The sequence below is a fragment of the Pseudomonas silesiensis genome, assembly GCF_001661075.1.
Lineage (GTDB): Bacteria > Pseudomonadota > Gammaproteobacteria > Pseudomonadales > Pseudomonadaceae > Aquipseudomonas > Aquipseudomonas silesiensis.
In genome coordinates, this window is sequence record NZ_CP014870.1 from 477,101 (window position 1) to 501,691 (window position 24,591).

The 24,591-nt window shown below is 59.1% G+C and carries 14 protein-coding genes, 2 tRNA genes and 1 pseudogene; 9 read left to right on the top strand and 8 right to left on the bottom strand.

Annotated features, from left to right (window positions below):
- Positions 1-85: 85 nt before the first annotated feature.
- The 5 genes and pseudogenes from PMA3_RS02095 to PMA3_RS02110 form a co-directional block, all read right to left on the bottom strand.
- Positions 86-1,651, bottom strand: coding sequence for an ABC transporter permease (locus PMA3_RS02095; RefSeq protein WP_064675620.1), 1,566 nt, complete (start codon positions 1,649-1,651; stop codon positions 86-88).
- The gene (locus tag PMA3_RS02100; RefSeq protein WP_064675621.1) at positions 1,651-2,661 is read right to left on the bottom strand and encodes an extracellular solute-binding protein; all 1,011 of its coding nucleotides are present in this window, start codon (positions 2,659-2,661) and stop codon (positions 1,651-1,653) included. The genes PMA3_RS02095 and PMA3_RS02100 overlap by 1 nt, the downstream gene beginning before the upstream one ends.
- A gap of 113 nt (positions 2,662-2,774) precedes the next feature.
- A pseudogene (locus tag PMA3_RS33490) lies at positions 2,775-2,852 on the bottom strand (YqgE/AlgH family protein); the annotation flags it as partial.
- Between the two features lie 112 nt (positions 2,853-2,964).
- Positions 2,965-3,051: transfer RNA gene (locus PMA3_RS02105), tRNA-Leu, on the bottom strand.
- A gap of 167 nt (positions 3,052-3,218) precedes the next feature.
- A tRNA-Leu gene (locus tag PMA3_RS02110) sits at positions 3,219-3,305 on the bottom strand.
- 226 nt (positions 3,306-3,531) lie between these two features.
- On the opposite strand from PMA3_RS02110, the gene rnr reads away from it, so the two are divergent.
- The 7 genes from rnr to dnaB all read left to right on the top strand — a co-directional run bounded on the left by rnr (position 3,532) and on the right by dnaB (position 10,850).
- Positions 3,532-6,177, top strand: a complete 2,646-nt coding sequence (gene rnr / locus PMA3_RS02115; protein ID WP_064675622.1) for a ribonuclease R — start codon at positions 3,532-3,534, stop codon at positions 6,175-6,177.
- Positions 6,174-6,941, top strand: coding sequence for a 23S rRNA (guanosine(2251)-2'-O)-methyltransferase RlmB (gene rlmB, locus PMA3_RS02120; protein WP_064675623.1), 768 nt, complete (start codon positions 6,174-6,176; stop codon positions 6,939-6,941). The genes rnr and rlmB overlap by 4 nt, the downstream gene beginning before the upstream one ends.
- 315 nt (positions 6,942-7,256) lie before the next feature.
- Positions 7,257-7,679 carry a 30S ribosomal protein S6 gene (gene rpsF, locus PMA3_RS02125; protein WP_003217491.1) on the top strand — a complete coding sequence of 141 codons (423 nt, stop codon included), beginning with the start codon at positions 7,257-7,259 and terminating at the stop codon, positions 7,677-7,679.
- Positions 7,680-7,707: 28 nt separating this feature from the next.
- A complete protein-coding gene (rpsR, locus tag PMA3_RS02130) occupies positions 7,708-7,938 on the top strand; it encodes a 30S ribosomal protein S18 (protein WP_002551829.1) in 231 nt (76 codons plus the stop codon).
- 36 nt (positions 7,939-7,974) lie between these two features.
- Positions 7,975-8,868, top strand: a complete 894-nt coding sequence (locus tag PMA3_RS02135) for a YybS family protein (RefSeq protein WP_064675624.1) — start codon at positions 7,975-7,977, stop codon at positions 8,866-8,868.
- A 19-nt stretch (positions 8,869-8,887) separates the two neighbouring features.
- Positions 8,888-9,334, top strand: a complete 447-nt coding sequence (gene rplI / locus PMA3_RS02140; RefSeq protein WP_003197251.1) for a 50S ribosomal protein L9 — start codon at positions 8,888-8,890, stop codon at positions 9,332-9,334.
- Positions 9,335-9,455: 121 nt separating this feature from the next.
- Complete coding sequence (gene dnaB, locus PMA3_RS02145) at positions 9,456-10,850, top strand: replicative DNA helicase (RefSeq protein ID WP_064675625.1); 1,395 nt, start codon at positions 9,456-9,458, stop codon at positions 10,848-10,850.
- 51 nt (positions 10,851-10,901) lie between these two features.
- On the opposite strand, the gene PMA3_RS02150 is transcribed toward dnaB, so the two are convergent.
- From PMA3_RS02150 to PMA3_RS02160, 3 genes are all read right to left on the bottom strand, one after another.
- Complete coding sequence (locus tag PMA3_RS02150) at positions 10,902-14,600, bottom strand: NEL-type E3 ubiquitin ligase domain-containing protein (protein ID WP_064675626.1); 3,699 nt, start codon at positions 14,598-14,600, stop codon at positions 10,902-10,904.
- Positions 14,601-14,828: 228 nt separating this feature from the next.
- Positions 14,829-15,584, bottom strand: coding sequence for a hypothetical protein (locus PMA3_RS02155; RefSeq protein ID WP_152032234.1), 756 nt, complete (start codon positions 15,582-15,584; stop codon positions 14,829-14,831).
- Between the two features lie 182 nt (positions 15,585-15,766).
- On the bottom strand, positions 15,767-18,373 hold the full coding sequence (locus PMA3_RS02160) for a hypothetical protein (RefSeq protein WP_064675628.1): 2,607 nt from the start codon (positions 18,371-18,373) through the stop codon (positions 15,767-15,769).
- 233 nt (positions 18,374-18,606) lie between these two features.
- Here PMA3_RS02160 and PMA3_RS02165 point away from each other — a divergent pair, with 233 nt between their 5' ends.
- Together PMA3_RS02165 and PMA3_RS02170 are read left to right on the top strand one after the other, a co-directional pair.
- On the top strand, positions 18,607-20,910 hold the full coding sequence (locus PMA3_RS02165; protein ID WP_064680602.1) for a YgiQ family radical SAM protein: 2,304 nt from the start codon (positions 18,607-18,609) through the stop codon (positions 20,908-20,910).
- A 375-nt stretch (positions 20,911-21,285) separates the two neighbouring features.
- Positions 21,286-24,561, top strand: coding sequence for a transglutaminase family protein (locus tag PMA3_RS02170; RefSeq protein ID WP_064675629.1), 3,276 nt, complete (start codon positions 21,286-21,288; stop codon positions 24,559-24,561).
- The last annotated feature ends 30 nt before the right edge of the window (positions 24,562-24,591 follow it).

Consider the following 24,591-nt stretch of genomic DNA (forward strand, 5'->3'; position numbering starts at 1 on the left):
GGCGGGTCTCACGCCTTCGCGGGCAAGCCTCGCTCCTACAGGGATCGCGCAATTCCTGTAGGAGCGAGGCTTGCCCGCGAAGCTTTCAACGGCTCAAATACATCCGGGTTGTCAGCAGGTAAACCGGCAGCCCCGACACCAGTATCAGCAACGCCGCATAAGGCGCCGCCGCCGCAAATTCCACATTCGCGGTATGCGCCCAAACTTCTGTCGCCAAGGTGTTAAGCCCGGTAGGACTCAACAGCAAAGTCGCCGTCAGCTCCTTCATCGCATCCAGGAACACCAGCGCAAACGCTGCCCCCAGCGCCGGGAAGATGATCGGCAGGGTCACCCGGCAAAATGCACTGAAAGACGACGCCCCCAACGTGCGCGCGGCCTCTTCCAGCTGCGGTGCCGCCTTGTTCAGCGCCGTGCGGATCGGCGCTTGAGCCAGCGGCAGGAACAGCAGCGCATAAGCGATCAACAACAATGCCGAGGTCTGGTACAGCACCGGCACATAGTGCAGCGCGAAGTACACCAGTGTCAGGGCAATCACCAGCCCTGGCAGTGCGTGCAGCAGGTACGGCAGGCGCTCGGCCCAGATCGCCAGCCGACCCTTGTGGCGCACCACCAGCAAGCCCACTGGAACGGCCAGCACCAGGCACAACGCTGCGCCACCGAGGGACAGCGCCAGAGACGAGAGCAAGGCCTCGCTGATCGCGGCCACCGGGAACGCCGCTGACGATCCCACCGCCAACCAGTACGCCAGCATTCCCAGTGGAATGCCGCTGCCGATGATCGCCAGCATCAAGCAATAGAGCTGTCCGACCGTCGCCCAGGGGCCCAGGCGAACCTGTTCTGCCCGGCGTGCCGCGCCTTGCCCGGTGCGCACGTGTCGGCCTTTGCCGCGCACTCGCAACTCCAGCCATAGCAGTATCAGGCACAATCCTAGCAATACCGCCGAAAGCATCGCCGCGTTGGCGTTGCTGAATTCCAGTTCGAATTGCTGATAGATCGCCGTGGTGAAGGTCTGCAGGCCAATGATCGACAAGGCGCCGAATTCCACCAGCATGTGCAGGGCGATCAGCAGGGAGCCGGCGAGCAACGATGGCCAGAGCAGTGGCAAGGTCACCCTGAAGAACACCCCCAAGCGGTTCTGCCCCAGTGTGCGGGCGGACTCCTCGAGAGAAGGGTCGAGATTGCGCAGCGTCGCGGCCACCGGCAAGAATATCAGCGGATACTTGGACAGGCTCATCACCAGGATTGCCCCGCCCAGGCCTTCGAAGTGAGCGCTCAGGGAGACCCAGGTAAAACTGCTGACGAACGCCGGCACGGCGAACGGCAGGCACAGGATCACGCCCCACACTCGGCGTCCCGGCAGATTGCTGCGCTCCAGCAGCCAGGCCAGTGACAGACCGATCACACCGCAGGCCAGGGTCACGCCGATCATCAGTGCCAGGGTGTTGCGCAGCAGGCCGAACACATACGGCCGCCACAGCAGGTGCAGCGCTTCGGCCCAGCCCGCTTGCCAGGTCTTGAGCCCGACATAAGCCAGCGGCAGCAGGCTGAGCACAACCAGCAGCAGCACCGGTAACAGCAACCAGATCGAAGGTCGTTTGCGCCGTGGTACGTAACCCCCGCGCGAGGCGAGGGCGGATGACGATGGGTTCATCAGTTCAAGCCAACGTCACGTTCCAGGTCCAGGGCTTCTTCGGCATTGCCAAGATCGGCTGGCGTGACCTTTGGTGCCTCCAGTTCGCCGAACGGCTTGAGGCCGCGATCCGATTGCATGCCTTTGTGCAGCGGGTATTCGGCGGTGGTCTGGGTGATCACCCGCTGGCCTTCTTCACTGGCCATGTAGGCGAGGAATTGCTGGGCTTGCTTCGGATGTTTGCTGGATTTGAGCACGGCCGCGCTGGAAACCGTGATCAAACCGCCGACGTCGCCACCGGTGAAGTAATGCAGTTTCGAATCGAGCTGGCCTTTTTCACGCTGCAGGGCGAACCAGTAGTAGTTGTTCACCAGCACGGTGGCGACTTCGCCGTTTTCCACAGCCTTCAGGGCAACCATATTGTTGCTGTAGGTCTTGCCGAACGCACGCAGACCGGTCAGCCACTCTTCAGCCGCATCCATGCCGTGCACCTTGATGATCGCCACCGCCTGTTCCTGGAACGCGCCGCTGGTAGGCACGAAGCCGACCTTGCCTTGCCATTTCGGATCGGAAAACTCCATCACCGACTTGGGCAGGTCTTTTTCGTCGATCAGTTTCGGGTTGAAGGCGACGACGCGGACTCGTGCGGTGATGCCGATCCAGGTGCCATTGCCGGCAACGTAGTCTTTCGGCAGAACGGCGAGGGTGGCGGCATCGGTCTGCGCCAGCAAGCCCTGTTCGCCGAGCTTGTTCAGTGGTGGCGACTCTTCGGTGTAGATCACGTCGGCAGGGGAGCGGTCGCCTTCTTCGACGACCTGGCTGGCGAGCTGGTTGCTGCTGCCCTTGCGCACATTGACGTGAATGCCGGTCTTGGCTTCAAAGGCTTTGGCGATAGCATCGCCGACTTCCTTGTGTTGTCCGTTATAGAGCGTCAGGGAAACTGGATCGGCGGCCTGGGTGAGGGGAGTGGCCAATGCCAGGCCAAACAGGGTGATGGTCAGGCCGCGGCGCAGGGTATTTCGAAACAACATTCGCAGGGTTCCTCACTGTCGCATTGTAAAATCTTGCAACAATGATAAACGATATTGTTTCTCAAGTGCGCCTTGCGGGGCTGGCATGCTTTTGTTAGGAGAGCGTATCACCCTGTAGGAGCGAGCTTGCTCGCGATAAACCTGAGAGCGCCACGGGGTGTCAGGCTTACAGCGTTATCGTTCACGTCCATCGCGAGCAAGCTCGCTCCTACAGGGGGGCTTGATAGTTTTGGAAGCCGGAAACGCAAAAACCCGCTTTCGCGGGTTTCTGTGAAATTCAAGATCGTGACCTTGAATTTGAATTGGTGCCCAGAAGAAGACTCGAACTTCCACGACCTTGCGGTCACCAGCACCTGAAGCTGGCGTGTCTACCAATTTCACCATCTGGGCATTCATCTTCAGCGTTGCCGCTGTTGATGTGGCGCACTATACGGAGAGCTTTTTGATCTGTAAACCCCTGATTTGATTTTAATAAATCAGAAGCCCCAAATGCAAAAAACCCGCTTTCGCGGGTTTTTGTGCGAGCCTTGAAATTGATCTAATCTCAAGCTCGTAATTGGTGCCCAGAAGAAGACTCGAACTTCCACGACCTTGCGGTCACCAGCACCTGAAGCTGGCGTGTCTACCAATTTCACCATCTGGGCAGTATCGGCAGCGCTAGTGCGTCGTCGATGGCGCGCACTATACGGAGCGTCTTTTTAACTGTAAACCCCTGCCATCAAAAAAACCTGGATTTTTTTACCAATGGCATTTAAATCAGCTTCGAGGTGTCCATTAAGGGCTTTAGACAGGCTGTCATAGCCTGAAATTTCCCGTTTCATTACGCCTATGCCAAACTAACCCGTATATAGACAAGGTGAAAACTCTCTAATGGCCGATTGGCAGTCCCTCGATCCCGAGGCCGCTCGTGAAGCGGAAAAATATGAAAACCCTATTCCTAGCCGCGAACTGATCCTTCAGCACCTTGCTGATCGGGGTTCGCCTGCTAACCGCGAGCAGCTGGTCGAAGAGTTTGGTCTGACCACAGAAGACCAGATCGAAGCCCTGCGCCGCCGCCTGCGCGCCATGGAGCGCGACGCTCAACTCATCTATACCCGTCGCGGCACCTATGCGCCGGTGGACAAGCTCGACCTGATCCTGGGCCGCATCAGCGGCCACCGTGACGGCTTCGGCTTCCTGGTCCCGGACGACGGCAGTGACGACCTGTTCATGAGCCCGGCGCAAATGCGCCTGGTGTTCGATGGCGACCGTGCCCTGGCCCGTGTTTCCGGCCTGGATCGTCGCGGTCGCCGCGAAGGCATGATCGTCGAAGTGGTCTCCCGTGCTCACGAAACCATCGTTGGTCGCTACTTCGAAGAGGGCGGTATCGGTTTCGTGGTGGCGGACAATCCGAAGATCCAGCAGGAAGTGCTGGTGACACCGGGCCGCAATGCCAACGCCAAGATCGGTCAGTTCGTCGAAGTGAAGATCACTCACTGGCCGACACCGCGCTTCCAGCCGCAGGGCGACGTGGTTGAGGTCGTGGGGAACTACATGGCGCCTGGCATGGAGATCGATGTTGCCCTGCGCACTTACGATATTCCTCACGTCTGGCCTGAAGCGGTGCTCAAAGAAGCCGCCAAGCTCAAGCCGGAAGTCGAAGAGAAGGACAAAGAGAAGCGCATCGACCTGCGTCATCTGCCGTTCGTCACCATTGACGGCGAAGATGCGCGCGACTTCGACGACGCGGTCTACTGCGAAGCCAAGCCGGGCAAGCTGCGCCTGTTCTCCGGTGGCTGGAAGTTGTACGTGGCGATTGCCGACGTTTCCAGCTACGTGAAAATCGGTTCGGCCCTGGATAACGAATCCCAGGTTCGCGGCAACTCGGTGTACTTCCCCGAGCGCGTGATTCCGATGCTGCCGGAGCAGCTGTCCAACGGCCTGTGCTCGCTGAACCCGCACGTCGATCGCCTGGCCATGGTTTGCGAGATGACCATCTCCAAATCCGGCGAGATGACCGACTATTGCTTCTACGAAGCGGTGATCCACTCTCACGCGCGCCTGACCTACAACAAGGTCAGCGCCATGCTGGAAACGCCGAAACTCACCGAGGCGCGTCAGCTTCGTGGCGAGTACAACGACGTTCTGCCGCACCTCAAGCAGCTTTACTCGCTGTACAAAGTGCTGCTCGCCGCTCGTCACGTGCGTGGCGCGATCGATTTCGAAACCCTGGAAACCCGGATCATCTTCGGCACCGAGCGCAAGATCGCCGAGATCCGCCCGACCGTTCGCAACGACGCCCACAAGCTGATCGAGGAATGCATGCTGGCGGCCAACGTGGCCACCGCCGAATTCCTGAAAAAGCACGAAATTCCTGCGCTGTATCGCGTTCACGATGGCCCGCCACCGGAGCGTCTGGAAAAACTGCGTGCGTTCCTCGGCGAGCTCGGCCTGTCCCTGCACAAAGGCAAGGACGGCCCGTCGCCGAAGGATTACCAGGCATTGCTGGCCGGCATCAAAGACCGTCCCGATTTCCACCTGATCCAGACCGTGATGCTGCGCTCGTTGAGCCAGGCGGTGTACAGCGCCGATAACCAGGGCCACTTCGGCCTGAATTACGAAGCCTATACGCACTTCACCTCGCCGATCCGTCGCTACCCGGACTTGCTCACGCACCGGGCGATCCGCAGCGTCATCCATTCGAAAATGAACACCCCGCACGTTCGCCGTGCCGGCGCGATGACCATTCCGAAGGCGCGCATCTATCCGTACGACGAAGCGATCCTGGAGCAGCTCGGCGAGCAGTGCTCGATGAGCGAGCGCCGCGCCGACGAAGCCACCCGTGACGTGGTGAACTGGCTCAAGTGCGAGTTCATGAAGGACCGCGTAGGCGAGTCGTTCCCGGGTGTGATCACCGCCGTGACCGGTTTCGGCCTGTTCGTCGAGCTGACCGATATCTACGTCGAAGGCCTGGTGCACGTCACCGCGCTGCCGGGCGATTACTACCATTTCGATCCTGTGCATCACCGCCTGGCCGGTGAGCGTACCGGCCGCAGCTTCCGCTTGGGCGACACCGTTGAAGTCCGGGTCATGCGCGTCGACCTCGACGAGCGCAAGATCGACTTCGAGATGGCTGAAAAAACCATCAGCGCGCCGATCGGTCGCAAGAAGCGCGGAACGGAAAAAACCGAGCCAGCCGCCAAGACTGCTGCAAAAACAGCGGCAGAGCCGGCATCGGCGAAAACCGCTGGTCGTCGTCCTGCCAAGGAAAAGGCTGTCGAGGCCTATCGCCCGAGCGATGCCGCGGCGAAAAACGCCGAGTTGCGCAAGAGTCGTGAACTGAAGCAGGCGTTGCTGTCTGAAGCAAAAAGCGGCGGTAAAGCGGCGTCTGGGGGAAAGACCGGACGGTCGGCGCCTGACAAGGCCCCCGGCGGCAAGCCAGCAAAACCGAGCAAGCACCGTAAAGGCCCGCCCAAGGCGGGTTCCGCTCCAGCTGCCAAAAGCGGCGGGGTACGTAAACCTAAGGCCAAGTCATGAGTCAGTTGGAAAAGATCTACGGCGTACATGCTGTAGAAGCGTTGCTGCGTCACCACCCCAAGCGCGTCAAGCAGATCTGGCTGGCCGAAGGCCGCAGTGATCCGCGGGTTCAGACACTGATCGAGCTGGCCAACGAAAATCGCGTATCAGTCGGCAATGCTGAGCGTCGTGAGCTCGATGCCTGGGTTGAAGGCGTGCACCAAGGCGTGGTGGCGGAGGTGAGTCCGAGCCAGGTCTGGGGCGAGGCGATGCTCGACGAGTTGCTCGACCGCACCGAAGGCGCACCGCTGTTGCTGGTGCTGGACGGCGTGACCGACCCGCACAACCTCGGCGCTTGCCTGCGTTCGGCCGATGCGGCGGGTGCGCTGGCGGTGATCGTGCCCAAGGACAAGTCAGCGACCCTGACCCCGACGGTACGTAAGGTTGCTTGCGGTGCGGCGGAAGTCATTCCGTTGGTGGCCGTGACCAACCTGGCGCGCACCTTGGAGAAACTCAAGCAGCGTGGCTTGTGGGTTGTCGGTACGGCGGGCGAGGCTGAGCAGAGCCTGTATCAGCATGACATGACTGGCCCGACCATCCTGATCATGGGCGCGGAAGGCAGCGGCATGCGTCGCCTGACTCGTGACCTTTGTGACTACCTGGTACACCTGCCGATGGCCGGTAGCGTCAGCAGTCTCAACGTGTCCGTGGCGACGGGCGTTTGCTTGTTCGAAGCCCAGCGTCAGCGCAGCGTAAAAGCAGCCGGAACCGGCAAAAAGTCTTAAGTCAGCTGTGATCCCTGTGGGAGCGGGCTTGCCCGCGATAGCGGTGTGTCATTCAGCAAAGATGCTGGATGTGAAACCGCTATCGCGGGCAAGCCCGCTCCCACAGTGGTTTGTGGTGAAGCGAAGATTGGTGGTGTGAACGAACTGTTCAAATATTCACCAATTGCCTTGCACCTCTCCCGTCCCTTCTCTACAATTGCGCCCCTTGCTGTGACGGCAGGCACGCATGTGTCTATCGCAAGCAAGTCCATAAGTGTCATTCACTCCTTGTCTGACCGCTTTTGAGCGGCAGGCTACAACCCGTAAGGAGCATTCATGCGTCATTACGAAATCATCTTTTTGGTCCACCCGGATCAAAGCGAGCAAGTCGGCGGCATGGTTGAGCGTTACACCAAGCTGATCGAAGAAGACGGCGGCAAAATCCACCGTCTGGAAGATTGGGGCCGTCGTCAACTGGCCTACGCAATCAACAATGTTCACAAGGCTCACTACGTGATGCTGAACGTTGAGTGCACTGGCAAGGCCCTGGCCGAGCTGGAAGACAACTTCCGCTACAACGATGCAGTGATCCGTAACCTGGTCATCCGTCGCGAAGAAGCCGTTACCGGCCAATCCGAGATGCTCAAGGCTGAAGAAAACCGCAGTGAGCGCCGTGAGCGTCGCGACCGTCCTGAGCACGAAGGCGCTGAAAGCGCTGACAGTGATGACAGCGACAACAGCGATAACGCTGACGAGTAATCCACGGACCTTTTGAGGAGCCTATTACATGGCACGTTTCTTCCGTCGTCGTAAATTCTGCCGCTTCACCGCTGAAGACGTGAAAGAGATCGATTACAAAGATCTCAACACCCTGAAAGCTTATGTATCCGAGACCGGCAAAATCGTTCCAAGCCGCATCACCGGTACCAAAGCACGTTATCAGCGTCAGCTGGCCACCGCTATCAAGCGCGCCCGCTTCCTGGCCCTGCTGGCCTACACCGACAGCCACGGCCGCTGAGACCGGGCAGTCGACACGTAGCAAAGGATTGAAAGCATGCGTGCCATAGCTGAGTTCATCATGCGCGGCCGTATGCAGGCCACTCTGGTAGTGGCTGGATGCGCGGCATTGCCGTTGTTGTATTGGTTGGGTGCTGCCGCTGGATGCTTCGTGCTCCTGCGGCGCGGATGGAAGGACGCTTCGAGCGTTCTTGCCCTGGGATTGCTGCCGGCATTGATCTGGTGGCTTTACGCCGATGACCCACGCTCACTTCTGGTGCTGCTGGGGTCTTGGAGCCTTGCGTTGGTTTTGCGCGCAAGTGAGTCCTGGAACCGCGTGCTGCTGGTCAGCATAGCGATGGGAGTGGTGTTTTCAGTGGTGCTGGGGATGGCTTTTGGTCCCCAGATCGAGATGCTGGCGCAGGCGTTGATAAAAGTCATGCCGTCGCTACTCGGTGATGTCTACCAGAAATTGTCGGTAGACGAGCAAGCGCATTTTGCGTCCCTGATTGCACCGGTCCTGACCGGCCTGATTGCGGCCTTGTTGCAAATCGTCAGTGTGCTGAGCCTGATTGTCGGGCGCTACTGGCAGGCGTTGTTGTACAACCCGGGTGGTTTTGGTCGCGAGTTTCGCGCCATCCGATTCCCGCTTTTGCCGGCGATGTTGCTGCTGGCGTTCATGCTTCTGGGACCGAACATCGGTCCTCAGATGGCCATGTTGACGCCGTTGTGCAGCGTACCGCTGGTGTTCGCCGGGCTGGCCCTGATTCACGGGCTGGTGGCGCAAAAGCGACTGGCCAGGTTCTGGCTGGTGGGGTTGTACGTCACGTTGTTGCTGTTCATGCAGCTGATCTATCCGTTGCTGGTGGTCTTGGCCATCGTCGACAGCCTGATTGATTTTCGCGGTCGTTCGACGCCGAAAGACGTCGATAGCGCGAACGGTGAAGGTTAAAAGTTAAGAGGATTTTCACATGCAACTGATCCTTCTGGAAAAAGTCACCAACCTGGGCAACCTGGGTGACAAAGTGAACGTTAAGGCTGGTTACGGTCGTAACTACCTGCTGCCTTACGGCAAAGCTACCGCTGCGACCGCTGCCAACCTGGCTGCGTTCGAAGAGCGTCGCGCTGAGCTGGAAAAAGCCGCAGCAGATCGTAAAACTTCGGCTGAAAGCCGTGCCGCCCAACTGGCTGAGCTGGAAGTGACTATCACTGCCACCGCCGGTGACGAAGGCAAGCTGTTCGGTTCGATCGGCACCCACGACATCGCTGATGCACTGACCGCCTCTGGCGTTGAAGTTGCAAAAAGCGAAGTTCGTCTGCCGAACGGCACCATCCGCAACGTAGGCGAATTCGACGTAGCCGTGCACCTGCACGCCGAAGTTGAAGCCACCGTACGCGTTGTCGTGGTAGCAGCTTAAGCAGCACTTGTCGGCTGGCACCCTCGGGTGCTTGCCGGTAACATCGGGCACGATCCTGTTTACAGGTCGTGCCCTTTGTCTTTCTGCGGTTCCTGATTTTCACAAACCTATTCAAGTGGCCATGAACGATATCTCCGCTCCCGAGCAATATGACCTGCAAACCGCGTCCCTGAAGGTGCCTCCGCATTCCATCGAGGCCGAACAGGCCGTGCTCGGTGGTCTGATGCTGGACAACAACGCCTGGGAACGCGTGCTCGATCAAGTCTCGGACGGCGATTTCTATCGGCATGACCACCGTTTGATCTTCCGTGCGATTGCCAAACTGGCCGACCGGAACTCGCCGATCGACGTCGTGACCCTTGCCGAGCAATTGGACAAGGAAGGTCAGACCTCGCAAGTCGGTGGTCTTGGTTACCTCGGCGAACTGGCAAAAAACACGCCGTCCGTCGCAAATATCAAGGCCTATGCGCAGATCGTTCGCGCGCGGGCGACCCTGCGACAACTGATCGGCATCGCTACCGAGATCGCCGACAGCGCCTTCAACCCGGAAGGCCGCACCGCGGAAGAGATTCTCGACGAAGCCGAGCGGCAGATCTTCCAGATCGCCGAGGCCCGGCCAAAAACCGGCGGCCCGGTGAGCGTGAATGACCTGCTGACCAAGGCCATCGACCGCATCGACACCTTGTTCAACACCGACAACGCCATTACCGGTTTGTCCACCGGCTACACCGACCTCGACGGGATGACCAGCGGCCTGCAACCGTCCGACCTGATCATCGTCGCCGGCCGTCCGTCCATGGGTAAAACCACCTTTGCGATGAACCTGGTGGAAAACGCCGTACTGCGCAGTGACAAGGCCGTGCTGGTCTACTCGCTGGAGATGCCAGGCGAATCGCTGATCATGCGTATGTTGTCGTCCCTCGGCCGGATCGACCAGACCAAGGTCCGGGCCGGTCGCCTGGACGACGACGATTGGCCGCGCCTGACCTCGGCGGTCAACCTGCTCAACGACCGCAAGCTGTTCATCGACGATACGGCCGGTATCAGCCCGTCGGAAATGCGCGCGCGGACCCGGCGTCTGGTGCGTGAGCATGGCGACATCGCCCTGATCATGATCGACTACCTGCAATTGATGCAGATCCCGGGTTCCGGTGGTGATAACCGGACCAACGAGATTTCCGAAATCTCCCGTTCCTTGAAAGCCCTGGCCAAGGAATTCAACTGTCCAGTCGTGGCGTTGTCGCAGCTCAACCGCTCCCTGGAGCAGCGACCGAACAAGCGCCCGATCAACTCCGACTTGCGGGAATCCGGAGCGATCGAGCAGGATGCCGACGTCATCATGTTTGTGTACCGCGATGAGGTCTATCACCCGGAAACCGAGCACAAGGGCATCGCCGAAATCATCATCGGCAAGCAGCGGAACGGCCCGATCGGCACCTCGCGCCTGGCATTCATCGGCAAATACACCCGTTTCGAAAACCTCGCGCCGGGCAGTTACAACTTCGACGACGAATGACAGCTGGCCGAAACGATTCGGCCAGCTGTACCGGTGCATGCGTCAGATTTTTCAGCCCGCTTCAGACGTAGCCTGATTCCCGGACGTGTCACTCGCCGGACGCTCCTCGATGGTTGGACCAGGTTGAAGTTCTTGCCGGGTCAGCACCTGAATCAACGTCGCTTCTGCAATCGCATGCTGTGCCTGCAAATCATCGGTTTGAGTCTTGTATTCAGACTCTTTCAGCTTCCCTTGGGATTTCTGTGCGTCCAGTATCGCCTGCTGATCCTGAAACGGCTGACGGCTGTCCTCGAATTGCGACTGATACTTGTGGGTGATGTAGTCCTGCCAGAAATCCATCGACACCAGTGCCTCAACCACTTCAGGCGAACCGTCCAGCGCAACGACTTTTCTATAAGCCGCATCCAGCATTGTCGGGGTCACCTTGGCCATGCCGATGAAGGTGAGTGCTTCCGGCTGAAATGGCAATTGCAACCGGTCCTTGAGACCAAAGCGATAGGCCATCGTCATTTCATGCGGATCGCGTATTCGATTGCGATGGTGATTCCTCTGCTCCGTGGATGTCGCCGGATCGTTGACTATTGCCCTACTGGATTCGAGGTCAGCCGCCGCGATGTCGTCGACCTGTTTCAATCGAAACAGTCCTTTGGATAAATCCACCAGTTGCGCACCGTTCAATTCAAGTTTGGCCTGGATACGCGCCTTGTGGCTGATTGCCAGGATTTGCAGGTCGGTAAAGGTGGCAGCGGCAAGATCAGTGCATCCGGCTTCGCACGCGCGAGCGAACAGCTCCCTGCGCAAGACTCGCGACTGCGGATTGTTTTCGGTAATGACATCGATCACCTCCCAGACCTGTCGCCGAAAATCAGGATGGTCGGTGCGACTGTTTATGATGTTGAAGAAGCCATCCGAGCCATGCTGTTCACGCAACATGTTCCATTGCGCTGTTCTGATTGAGACCTGTTCGGCCGTCAATCCTACGAGCCATGCCGGGTGCAATGCTCCCGGTCTCACCACAGGCTCGGGCAGTCTCACATCGGGGGCAGACGATGTGAGCAGGTTGAATGCGCCGCGAAGCGGTGTTCCGGCATTCTCCAGTCGCACACGGTAGGCTTCCAACCGCACACGCGTGGCGTCAGACAGCGGGTTGTTGAACACCCGGGTGCCGCTGTTGACCTGTACCGAGTGCGCCAGACGATCCGCGGCGGGCGCGGTAACGAAGTCAGGAAGCGTTGTGATCTGATTGTTGCTCAGATCGATGTCGGTCAGGAGGGGCTGATCAAACAGGCCGGTCGGCCAGGTATTGATACCTGTATTCGCCATGTTGACCGCGCGCATATCCGATATCAGGCTAAAGTCGGGGAGTTCACCCAGTTGGGGGTTGTCCTGTAGAAACAACGCTCTGAGTGTTGTTCGCCCAGAGAGGATCTGCGCAGTCTCGGCGGTTAGCTGCAATTGGTTCTTCTGCAGGAACAGACGCGTCATTCCATGCATTTCTCCGACGGCCGGGGGTAAATCCGTGAGCCGGTTATTCGACATGTCCAGCCAGCGTAAATGGCGAAAGCGGGTAAGGAAACCTTCCGGGGAAGCCGTCAGGTTCATGTTGCTCAATTTGAGTGATCCCACGTGGCTGAAGTCGACGCTCAGATCCGGCAGGGTTGGCAGTGTCAGGCCACTGAGATCCAGTTCCAGACCGATCGGAGTTCCGTCGTTCGCCAGTTTTTGAGCCGTTTCCCGCCGCCAGCAGCTGATGATTTTATCCCGCGCCGTGTTTCGGTGATCGCGGGTCGGGATATTGCGCCCTATTTGATGGTTACGAATGTAACCAAGCCGATTGCCTTCACCCGAGTACACCCAGTCATCAAGCTGGCTTTTCAACAGGCTGAACTCTTGCTCCAATCCGTTCAATTTGGGTGAAAAAGTCCCTTTCTCATGGCTCCATATGTATTCCCTGCACTCCTTGATACTTTTGCCTGGATACAGTGCGCGGTAACGCTGTGCCCAAGAGTTATCGCTATCGAATGCTTTGGCATAGGCAGGGCTCATCAGTTCCGGGTGAGCCTCGTTCAGACGTCGCCAGTAGCTGTCGAATTTTCTCCAGTATTGGGAAGGGAATGCGTTTTGCTCGAGCCGCGTGACAGCATTGATCCGGGCAACCGCTTGCAGTTGTTCAGGTGCAGGGTTGAGGTTGGCCTGTGGCACTTCGCGTAACCGATTGTTGCTCAAATCAACGCCTGTCAACGCGGTCTTGTCCAGTAACCCTGTAGGCCACTGACTGATCTGCGTGTCATGCAGATTCACCGAGTTCAACTGGGACATGGCACTAAAGTCGGGCGCTATCTGCAGCGGGTTTTTGGACAGATCGACTACCGCAAGTTGACTCAGGGCGCTGAGTGTCGAAGCGCTTTGCGCATCCAGTGTCAGGTTGTTCGAGGTCAGGCTCAGGTAATTCAGGTTTTTCATTTCGCCAATACTGGGGGGGAGCTTCTCGATTTGAGAGTTGTCAATGCTCAACGATTCCAGGCGGGGGAAATTGGACAGGAAGATATCGGTAGCGTCCGACGAGTGAATTGAGTCCATGCTGAGGATTTTGACGTGACTGAAATCCACTGTCAGAACCGGAAGCGGGCCTTTGACGTCTGGCAGCCTTAATACTGCCCCCGAATCTTCAAGCCAGCAGCCCTTGATTATTCTGGCGATGCCGCCGGCAGTGCCGGATGAATCGGGTTGACTGTCGGCTACGTAGCGTTCCAGCTGCGTTTCAAGTAAATCGAATGCCTGAATGCGTCGGGCGATCTTTGTTTCTGCTCCATCACCCAAGCCGATCAGGTACTCCCTGGCAGCTTGCGCGTCTTTGTCCGGGTACATCCGCCGCACCATCGCGACTTCAGGGATATCGGCATCGATCCTGAATGCACCGGTTGTGGCCAGGGTGCTCGGTTCGGGATGTTCGGCAGCCACGCGTTGCCAATATGTCTCAAGGGACCTCCAATACCCAGGGGGAAACGAATTGCCTTCAAGCTGCGTGACACTGTTGATCCGGGCGATGGTTTCGAACTGATCGGCCGTCGGGTTCAGGTTTGCCTGAGGAATTTCACGCAGTTGGTTGTTGCGCAAGTCGACGACTTCCAGTGTGGCCTGATGTTGCAAGCCCGTTGGCCACTGATCCAGGTGCGTGCTGCTCAGGTTCAGTGTCTTGAGTTCGGACATGCCACTGAAATCAGGTGTTGTCCCAAGTGGATTGCCCGACAGGTCAATGTGCTCAAGCTTGCTGAGCGCGCTCAGTGTTGCGCCAGTCTGCTCATCGAGCCGGATACGGTTCGAACTCAGATTCAATGTGCTCAGGTTGGACATTTCAGCGACGGCGGCAGGCAGTTTAGTCAGGGTGGAGCGGGTCACTGTCAGACGTTCAAGGCGGGAAAAGCCAGTGAGGAATGTGTCGGCCGTGTCCGACCAGGTGATGTTGTCCAGATCCAGCGTCCGGACATGGCTGAAATCAGCATTCAACGCTGGAAGGGTTTCATTCCCAGGCGGTAACTTAAGCGTTGTTCCGGTCTTCTGACGCCAACAGCGCTTTATCTCTTTGGCGACATGTTCCACCCAGCGTTTTGTTGGTTCTGGCGTCGATGAGGTGGACGACTGTGTGATCCAGGATTTCAGTTGGTCCTTGAGCGTTTTGTACTCGGTTTTACGGCGGGCCAAGGCAAACTCTACGTGGTCATTGAGAACCAGGCTTATCAGGCCCTGCATGATCTTGAGGCGTCCTCGCCGCAGGCTCCGGTGATGCGGATTGTTCGGGCAGAAGATCCCGTCGCCCTGGACGACAACAATGTGTATGTCGCGACGCGCCCGGGAAGGTCGGAACCCGTGGTTTACGATGTACTGGACGGCTGGGTGGGAACCAAGGTCCCCGGCGCGGGCGGGATGATGCGTAGCGAACCTGACCGCCCTGTTCCTCAAGGTCTGAAAGACAGACTGTTATCGGCTGTCGACCGCCTGCGCAGCCCGGAATCTCGTGCCGCAGACTTGTACCCATCCCTCGACCCGGAGCAGATCAAAGCACTTGTCCGATCGCTGGGAGACGACGTCGATGGCGGTTTCGCGCCGATACAGCCCGTCGCTGCCCGGTTCGACACCGGTGAAGTCCAGGCTCGTGCGAAAGGCTTCCAGGCGGGTATTGGTCAATGAGTAGGTCGTTGGCTCAACGTCATCCAGCGAATACCACAGCGTGCTCTCGGGATCGCGCACGAGCACCGGGCCTGAAGCCTGCAGTTCGCTCGGCAGCTTGGCCCGGTACAGGCCGGTGTCCGGATCCGCCTCGATCTGCACCACGCCACCGCCCGGCACATCGACATACTGGCGTCCTTTGAACGTTCTCAAGCCCAAGGCGTCGGGAGCGGGAAGCTTGACCGCGGAGGCGACCCAATAGTTCGCCAACGGACGCTGCGACGCCGTGGGTGCAGGCGCCGGGACGGAGGGTATCTCGCTGGCCGTTACCGAAGGCGCAGGCATGATGGCATCGAGGTCGCCATCCCCCGGTATTACGGTCGTCCTGGAAGGATTTCGTGGATTCGTCGTGATTGGCAGACCGAAATCGACTCGCGGCAGGGTATCGGGCAGCGGCGCATGTCCGTCCGAAGGCAGCCCGGGACGGGGGTGGATATCGACGGTGACAGTGCCTCTAGGTGGCGGTTTTGGCGACATGGTTTTTTCATCCTTGAAGGGTTGCCGCATCGGCCTCCATGAACGGATGCTGACGCGGGATTCGGCGTCATTGCCGGTTTTTTGGGTTTTACGGTTTCGTAGACCGTCTAAGATTCGCCATTCTTGTAGCAGGAAAAAAGGGGCGAAAAGCGGTACATATATACATTTACCAACGATCGGACGGTGCCCCCTGCCGGCCAATTGCAATGGCCTTACGTGGCGAGGTCAAATATCCGCTGCGCCGTCCGGCGATCAATCGCGGGTCGCCAGATGGCAGTGTGCGGTCGGCCGGCCTGTTCATCCCTGCGCTGGGATGAAATACCTTTTCCGCTCTGCTCGAGGGTTTTGAGATGCCCGCCATCGTCTTTGAAGTGCACCGCAAGCGTGTCCTTCCGGTCATAGTGGAAATGGGCGTGCCACAACGGCTCCCCGGTATGGCGGTCGTTGAGTGAGTAAATGTCGAGGAAGTGCTTTTCCTTACCTTTGCCGCGTAGTGCTCGGTCGAGGATTTTCACTGCGCCGATATGCTCCTGGCTGATCAAATACGCCAATCGGTCCCCACCCAGAAAGGCTTTGTCCTTGTAGAGCCGGATGCGAATGTCCTCGCCTTCGGTGCGCAAACGATGACTGTGATCTCTCAGGCGCTGGACAAGGGGGGCGATGTTGTTCCCGGTTGGATTCGGAGCGTGTTCGAGCTGTCGGGCCAGGTCGTCAAGCGTTTCGGCCTTGCCGCCAAGAAATTCCACGATATTGGTGGCGTTGCGTTTTGCCCGCTCATCCCGTCTGGCTTCACCCAGGTGCGAGTCGAACTGGTCCAGCCGTTGGGTGGCTTGTGCCATCAGCTCGGGCAGTGCGGTGTTTTGCACGGGGCGCAGCCGGCGCCATTCTCCTTCCTGACGCTCGTAGGTGTGCATGACCTGGATCAGGTCGCCGGGGCTCATGACATCGATCACCTGCACGCCTGTGTCAGACTGGCGCGGGTGACCGACATTGATCTTGTAGACCCCATGGTGTCTGGCGCGAAACATTCGTGAAGGTCTCGGTGCGGCGCCACTTCTGTCTTGTGCCGGGATGAAGTCAAAATCAATGGACTGCTCATGTGCAGGTAGCGCCGAATTCCGAATCTGTTCCAGGTGATAGCGGGCCAGGTGTTCTTCCAGCGTGTGTTCAAATGCTTTGATCTCCCCGGTTATCTCATCCCGTGAAGTGGCATGTTTGGGCTCAGGTGGCAGTGCCAGCCGATCATACGAATCCCTGATTGCAATGCTTTGATCCAGCAGCTCGCTCAGCACGGCGGAGCGAGCGCTCTCGGGTATGTTGTCGATTGCCCCATATGCGGTTGTTGTTTGAGAGAACATGGCTGCAAGATACGGCGCTTCGAAGGCGGTAGTGGCCGACTGATCATTGCTCAGCAGACGACTTTTGGCGTACATCCACAGGGCAACGACTTCATGAACTTCCATTGGTGAAAGAACATCACCGTGCAGATCACTGGGTGGCACGCGCCACTTTTTTACGAGCTCATCTTCAATTTCTTGACGTTTCTTCATGTAGGTTAATTTTTTTGTCAGAAACGCGGCGACCGAAGGAAGATTTTCGGTGGAAGCTGCGGTTATGGGGCCGGCCAATAACTGGCGCAAAAAGTTGACTTCGAGGATTCGTTCGTAGGCCAGGATTCTCCCCTGTTGTAGATGGATCAGTTTCGCTCTGTACCCGTCACGGCGGTAGAGGGCGACTATATCCGCCTTGTTGTCGGTGTAGTACGTGACTGTTTTCTCCAGTATCCCCAACTCACGCTGGTGCTGTATCTCACGCAAGATCAGCGCATTTCTCTCGCCTTGCGTGCCTCTTACGGCCTCCCAGTCGGATTGCAGACGTTCACTTATTGCCATGGCTTGGTCAGATTCGGAATCCAGGCGATCTAGCTCATGTACCACCTCGACAGATGCAATAGCCGCACGATCTGCGGCAGGATTTGCTCTTCGGTGCATTCCCCCTTTTGCTCCCACATGGGTTCCCACCCAGCCGTCCAATGAGGCGTAAACCACAGGCTCCGACCTTCCCGGGCGCGTCGCGACATACACATTGCGGTCGTCCAGGGCGACGGGATCCTCTGCCCGAACAATTCGCATCACCGGAGCTTGCGGCGACGAAGCCTCAAGATCATGCAGGGCCTGATAGGTCCGGTTCTCAATGACCACGTAGAGTTTGCCATCGTGCCGATACAGCCCGTCGTCGCCCGGTTCGACGCCGGTGAAGTCCAGGTGGGTGCGAAACGCCTCCAGGCGGGTCGCGGTCAAAGGGTAGGTCGTTGATCCAACTTCATCCACGGGATGCCAAAGCGTGCTCGCGGAATCGCGTACGAGCACCGGGCCTGAAGCCTGCAGTTCGCTCGGCAGCTTGGCCCGATACAGGCCGGTGTCCGGATCCGCCTCGATATGCACGACGCCACCACCCGGCACATCGACGTACTGGCGTCCTTTGAACGTCCTGACGCCGAAGTCGTCGGGAACGGGAAGCTGCGCCGCCGAGGCGATCCAGTAATGCTCCAGTGGACGCTGCGCCGCCGTGGATGCAGGCACCGGGACAGAAGGCCGCTCGCTGGCCGTTACGGTCGGTGCTGGGGTGATGGCATCGAGGTCGCCATCCTCCGGCGTCCCGGTCGTCCTTGAAGGATTTCGCGGATTCGTCGTGACCGGCGAGCCGAAATCGACCCGCGGCAGGGTGTCGGGCAGTGGTGTGTGCCCTTCCGAGGGCGGTCTGGGACGGGGGTGGATATCGACGCTGAAGGGACCTTTGGGTGGCGGTTTTGGTGACATGTTTTTTTTCATCCTTGAAGGGTTGCCGCATCAGGACCCACAAGCGGGATGCTGAAGGGGGATTCGGCGTCATTGCCTTTTTTGCGCCTCACGGACCTGTAAAGCGCGTATCGTCCGGGTCAGTTGTGCGCAAGCGCTGGATCGAAGAGAAACCGACCACCGTTGTCGGAATTGGTCAAATTTTGTGCTATATTCCGCGCCCGCGATTTTTCATCTCAACACCGGTCATCGACATGCAAGCAGCCAAGCCGTTATTTGACTATCCAAAATATTGGGCCGAATGTTTCGGGCCAGCGCCATTCCTGCCAATGAGCAGGGAGGAGATGGATCAGCTTGGCTGGGATTCATGCGACATCATCATCGTCACCGGTGATGCCTACGTCGATCACCCGTCGTTCGGCATGGCGATCATCGGCCGGCTGCTGGAGTCCCAGGGCTTCCGCGTCGGGATCATCGCCCAGCCAGACTGGCAGTCCAAAGACGACTTCATGAAGCTCGGCGAGCCGAACCTGTTCTTCGGTGTCGCGGCCGGCAACATGGACTCGATGATCAACCGCTACACCGCCGACAAGAAAATCCGTTCCGATGACGCCTACACCCCGGGTGGCCTGGCGGGCAAACGTCCGGACCGCGCGAGCCTGGTCTACAGCCAGCGTTGCAAGGAAGCCTACAAGCACGTGCCGATCGTGCTCGGTGGCATTGAAGCTTCATTGCGCCGCATCGCCCACTACGATTACTGGCAGGACCGGGTCCGCAACTCGATCCTGATCGACGCCTGCGCCGACATCCTGCTCTACGGCAACGCCGAGCGTGCGATCGTCGAAGTCGCCCAGCGTCTGTCCTATGGTCACAAGATCGAAGACATCACCGATGTGCGCGGCACCGCATTCATTCGTCGCGATACGCCGAAAGACTGGTACGAAGTCGATTCCACGCGCATCGATCGTCCGGGCAAGGTCGACAAGATCATCAACCCGTACGTGAATACCCAGGACACTCAAGCCTGCGCCATCGAGCAGGAAAAGGGGCCGTCTGAAGACCCGACTGAAGCTAAAGTCGTGCAGATCCTGGCCAGCCCGAAAATGACCCGCGACAAGACCGTGATCCGTCTGCCGTCGGTTGAGAAAGTCCGTGGCGACGCCGTTCTTTATGCTCACGCCAACCGCGTGCTTCACCTGGAAACCAACCCGGGCAACGCCCGTGCGCTGGTGCAGAAGCACGGCGAAGTCGACGTCTGGTTCAACCCGCCGCCGATTCCGATGACCACCGAAGAAATGGACTACGTGTTCGGCATGCCCTATGCGCGCATTCCGCACCCGGCGTACGGCAAGGAAAAGATCCCGGCCTACGACATGATCCGCTTCTCGGTGAACATCATGCGCGGCTGCTTCGGCGGCTGCACCTTCTGCTCGATCACCGAACACGAAGGCCGGATCATCCAGAACCGTTCCGAAGAGTCGATCATTCGCGAAATCGAAGAGATCCGCGACAAGGTCCCAGGCTTTACCGGCGTCATTTCCGACCTCGGCGGCCCGACCGCGAACATGTACCGCATCGCCTGCAAGACACCGGAAATCGAATCGGCGTGCCGCAAGCCGTCGTGCGTGTTCCCCGGCATCTGCCCGAACCTGAACACCGATCACTCGTCGCTGATCCAGCTCTATCGCAGCGCCCGTGCCTTGCCGGGTGTGAAGAAGATCCTGATCGCTTCCGGCTTGCGCTACGACCTCGCGGTCGAGTCGCCGGAATACGTCAAGGAGTTGGTGACCCACCACGTCGGTGGTTACCTGAAGATCGCCCCGGAACACACCGAGGAAGGTCCGCTCAACCAGATGATGAAACCGGGCATCGGCAGCTATGACAAGTTCAAGCGCATGTTCGAGAAGTACTCCAAGGAAGCCGGGAAAGAGCAGTACCTGATTCCGTACTTCATCGCCGCCCACCCGGGCACTACCGACGAAGACATGATGAACCTGGCCCTGTGGCTCAAGGGCAACGGCTTCCGTGCCGACCAGGTGCAGGCGTTTTATCCGTCGCCGATGGCCACCGCCACTGCGATGTACCACTCGGGCAAGAACCCGCTGCGCAAGGTCACCTACAAGAGTGACGCGGTGACCATCGTCAAGAGCGAAGAGCAGCGTCGCCTGCACAAGGCGTTCTTGCGTTATCACGACCCGAAAGGCTGGCCGATGTTGCGTGAAGCGCTGACCCGCATGGGCCGCGCCGACCTGATCGGGCCGGGCAAGAACCAGTTGATCCCGCTGCATCAGCCGGCGACCGATAGCTATCAGAGTGCTCGTCGCAAAAACTCGACGCCGGCCGGCAGCCACAAGGTCGCGGGTGAGAAGACCACCAAAATCCTGACCCAGCACACCGGTCTGCCACCCCGTGCCAGCGATGGCGGTAATCCGTGGGACAAGCGTGAACAGGCCAAGGCTGCGGCGTTCGCCCGCAACCAGCAGGCGGCCAAGGAGCGTAAGGATGCGGCTAAAGGCAAAGGGCCAAAGCCTGCGCGCAAGCCAGTCGTACCGCGCTAAGCCTCGTTTGAGTTGAACAGAACGCCAACCTTCGGGTTGGCGTTTTGCGTTTAAGGCTTGAAAGTTTTGCCCGGGCGACTGGCCCCTTCGCGGGCAAGCCTCGCTCCTACAGGGATCCCTGTTGTTCACAAGATGCTGCGTCCACAGAAAAACCTGTAGGAGCGAGGCTTGCCCGCGAAGGGGCCAGTACAGTCTCGAAAACTTCCCTGACAGCACTCGCTGCCACATAAACGTGCAATCCCCCCAAACCAAATTCCCGCATCGCCCGATTTTGGTGCTGTACTGCCTCAAGCAACCGAAGAAAGCGCCAGCGCTGCTGGATGGCATAAGTCTTGCGCGCTTTCCAATACGCTTAAGGCTCGCAGGAGGCACGCCGTGTCGATTCATGTCGCATTGCACCATGTCACTCATTACCGCTACGACCGCACTGTCGAGCTCGGACCGCAGATCGTTCGCCTGCGCCCGGCCGCCCACAGTCGCACGCGAATACTGTCCTACGCGCTGAAGGTCTCGCCTGGGCAGCACTTCATCAACTGGCAGCAGGATCCCCAGGGCAATTACCTGGCGCGGTTGGTGTTCCCGGAAAAAACCGATGAGCTGCGGATCGAAGTCGATCTGGTGGCCGAGATGGCGGTCTTCAATCCGTTCGACTTTTTCCTCGAGCCCTACGCGGAAAAGATCCCGTTTACCTACGCGGCGGACGAGCGCAAGGAATTGGCGCCGTACCTGGAAACCTTGCCCCTCACCCCGAAATTCCAGGCTTATCTGCAGGGTATCGACCGCACACCGCTGCCCAGCGTGGATTTCCTTGTCGCACTCAATCAGCGTCTGAGCGAAGACATCGGCTACCTGATCCGCATGGAGCCGGGCGTGCAGACCCCGGAGCACACCCTCGAGCAGGCCTCCGGTTCCTGCCGCGACTCCGCGTGGCTGCTGGTGCAATTGCTGCGCAATCTTGGCCTGGCGGCGCGTTTCGTCTCCGGCTACCTGATCCAGCTTACCGCTGACGTCAAAAGCCTCGATGGCCCGTCGGGCACTGACGTGGACTTCACCGACCTGCACGCCTGGTGCGAGGTCTATCTGCCCGGTGCCGGCTGGATCGGCCTGGACGCGACCTCCGGGCTGTTTGCCGGCGAAGGACACATACCGTTGGCCTGTAGCCCCGATCCGGGCTCTGCGGCACCGATCAGTGGCCTGGTGGAACCGTGCGAGTGCGAATTCACCCACGAAATGTCCGTGGAGCGGATCTGGGAAGCGCCGCGAGTGACAAAGCCCTACACCGACGAGCAATGGCTGGCGATCCAGGCGCTGGGGCGGCAGATCGATGCCGATCTGCTGGAGGGTGACGTCCGCTTGACCATGGGCGGCGAGCCGACCTTTGTGTCCATCGATGACCCCGACGGCGCCGAGTGGAACACCGCAGCGCTCGGGCCGGACAAGCGTCGCCTGTCCGCCGAACTGTTCCAGCGCATGCGCAAGCACTATGCACCCGAAGGCCTGGTGCATTTCGGCCAGGGCAAGTGGTACCCCGGCGAACAATTGCCACGCTGGTCGCTCAACTGCTACTGGCGCCGCGATGGCGTGCCGATCTGGCACAACAGCGCCTTGATCGCTGATGAGCAAGAGGACTACGGTGCCAATGGTGAATTGGCCGGGCGTTTTCTGGCGAGTGTCGCCGAGCGCCTGAAAATTCCCACACGCTTCGTGTTTCCGGCCTACGAAGACAATTTCTATTACCTCTGGCGCGAGGGGACTTTGCCGCAGAACGTCAGCGCCGAAGACTCACGCCTGGAAGAACCATTGGAGCGTGCGCGACTGCGTAAAGTCTTCAGCCAAGGCCTGGACAAGATCATTGGCCAGGTCCTTCCTCTGGCGCGCACGGCCAAGGGCGATCAATGGCAGAGCGGGCGCTGGTATCTGCGTGAAGAACACTGCCGACTGATACCGGGGGATTCGCCACTGGGCTATCGCCTGCCACTCGGCTCGCAGCCTTGGGTGAAAGCGGCAGAGTATCCGTTTATCTATCCCAAGGACCCGAACCAGGATTTCCCGACGTTGCCTGACACCGCCCAGCTGCAGAGTCATGGCGACCCTGCGGTGGCTGACGAGCGCGTGCCCGGAATCGACGAATCCGCAGACTGGCTGACCCGTACGGCGTTTTGCGCCGAGGCGAGGGAAGGCCGGTTGTATCTGTTCATGCCGCCACTGGAGCGGGTCGAGGATTACCTGGAACTGATCAGCGCCATCGAGGCCACGGCTGAAGAACTGCATTGCCCGGTGTTGCTGGAAGGCTATGAGCCGCCGAGCGATCCGCGCCTGAGCAACTTCCGGATTACGCCGGACCCAGGCGTGATCGAGGTCAACGTGCAGCCGTCCGCCACCTGGGATGAGCTGGTCGAACGCACTGAGTTTCTTTACGAAGAGGCGCGCCAGACGCGACTGACCACCGAGAAGTTCATGATCGACGGCCGGCACACCGGTACCGGTGGCGGTAACCATTTTGTCCTGGGTGGCGCGACACCGGCTGACTCTCCGTTTTTGCGCCGCCCCGATCTGCTGCGCAGCCTGATCAGTTACTGGCATAACCATCCGTCCTTGTCCTACCTGTTCTCCGGACTGTTCATCGGCCCGACGTCCCAGGCGCCACGTGTAGATGAGGCGCGCAACGATGCGTTGTACGAACTTGAAATCGCTTTTGCACAAATGCCCGAACCGGGCGAGGAGTGTGCGCCGTGGCGGGTGGATCGGCTGTTGCGCAACTTGCTGATCGATGTCACCGGCAACACGCATCGCGCTGAATTCTGTATCGATAAGCTTTATTCGCCGGACGGTGCTACCGGTCGCCTCGGGTTGCTTGAGCTGCGAGCATTCGAGATGCCACCCCATGCGCGCATGAGCCTGGCGCAGCAGTTGCTGCTGCGGGCGCTGGTCGCACGGTTCTGGCGCGAGCCTTATGCGCCGCCGAAGCTGGCGCGCTGGGGCACAGAGCTGCATGACCGATTCCTGTTGCCACACTTTATCGAGCAGGATTTCGCTGATGTCATCGTCGATCTCAATGCCGCCGGTTATCCCGTGCGGGCCGAGTGGTTTGCAGCGCATCTGGAGTTCCGTTTTCCCAAGGTCGGCGATTACGCGGTCAGCGGTATCGAGCTGGAAGTGCGTCAGGCACTGGAACCCTGGCATGTGCTGGGCGAGGAGGGTGCGGTCGGTGGCACGGTGCGTTATGTGGATTCGTCCCTGGAGCGTTTGCAGGTCAAGCTCACGGGCTTGCCACCCCAGCGTTATCTGTTGACCTGTAATGGCATTCCAGTGCCATTGCAGCCTACCGGTCGGGTTGGCGAGTTTGTGGCAGGCGTACGTTTTCGCGCCTGGCAACCGGCCAACTGCCTGCATCCCACCATCCCGGTTCATGCGCCGCTGGTGTTCGACCTGCTCGACACCTGGATGCAACGCTCGCTGGGCGGCTGCCAGTACCATGTCGCCCATCCGGGCGGGCGCAACTACGACAGCCTGCCGGTGAATGCCAATGAAGCCGAGAGCCGCCGGATGGCGCGTTTCTTCCGCATCGGACATACGCCAGGGAAACTGCCTGTACCGAATGTGGACATTAGCGACGAACTACCGATGACGCTCGATTTACGACGTTACTAAACCCTACGCGACGCTCGGATTTTTCGTCTA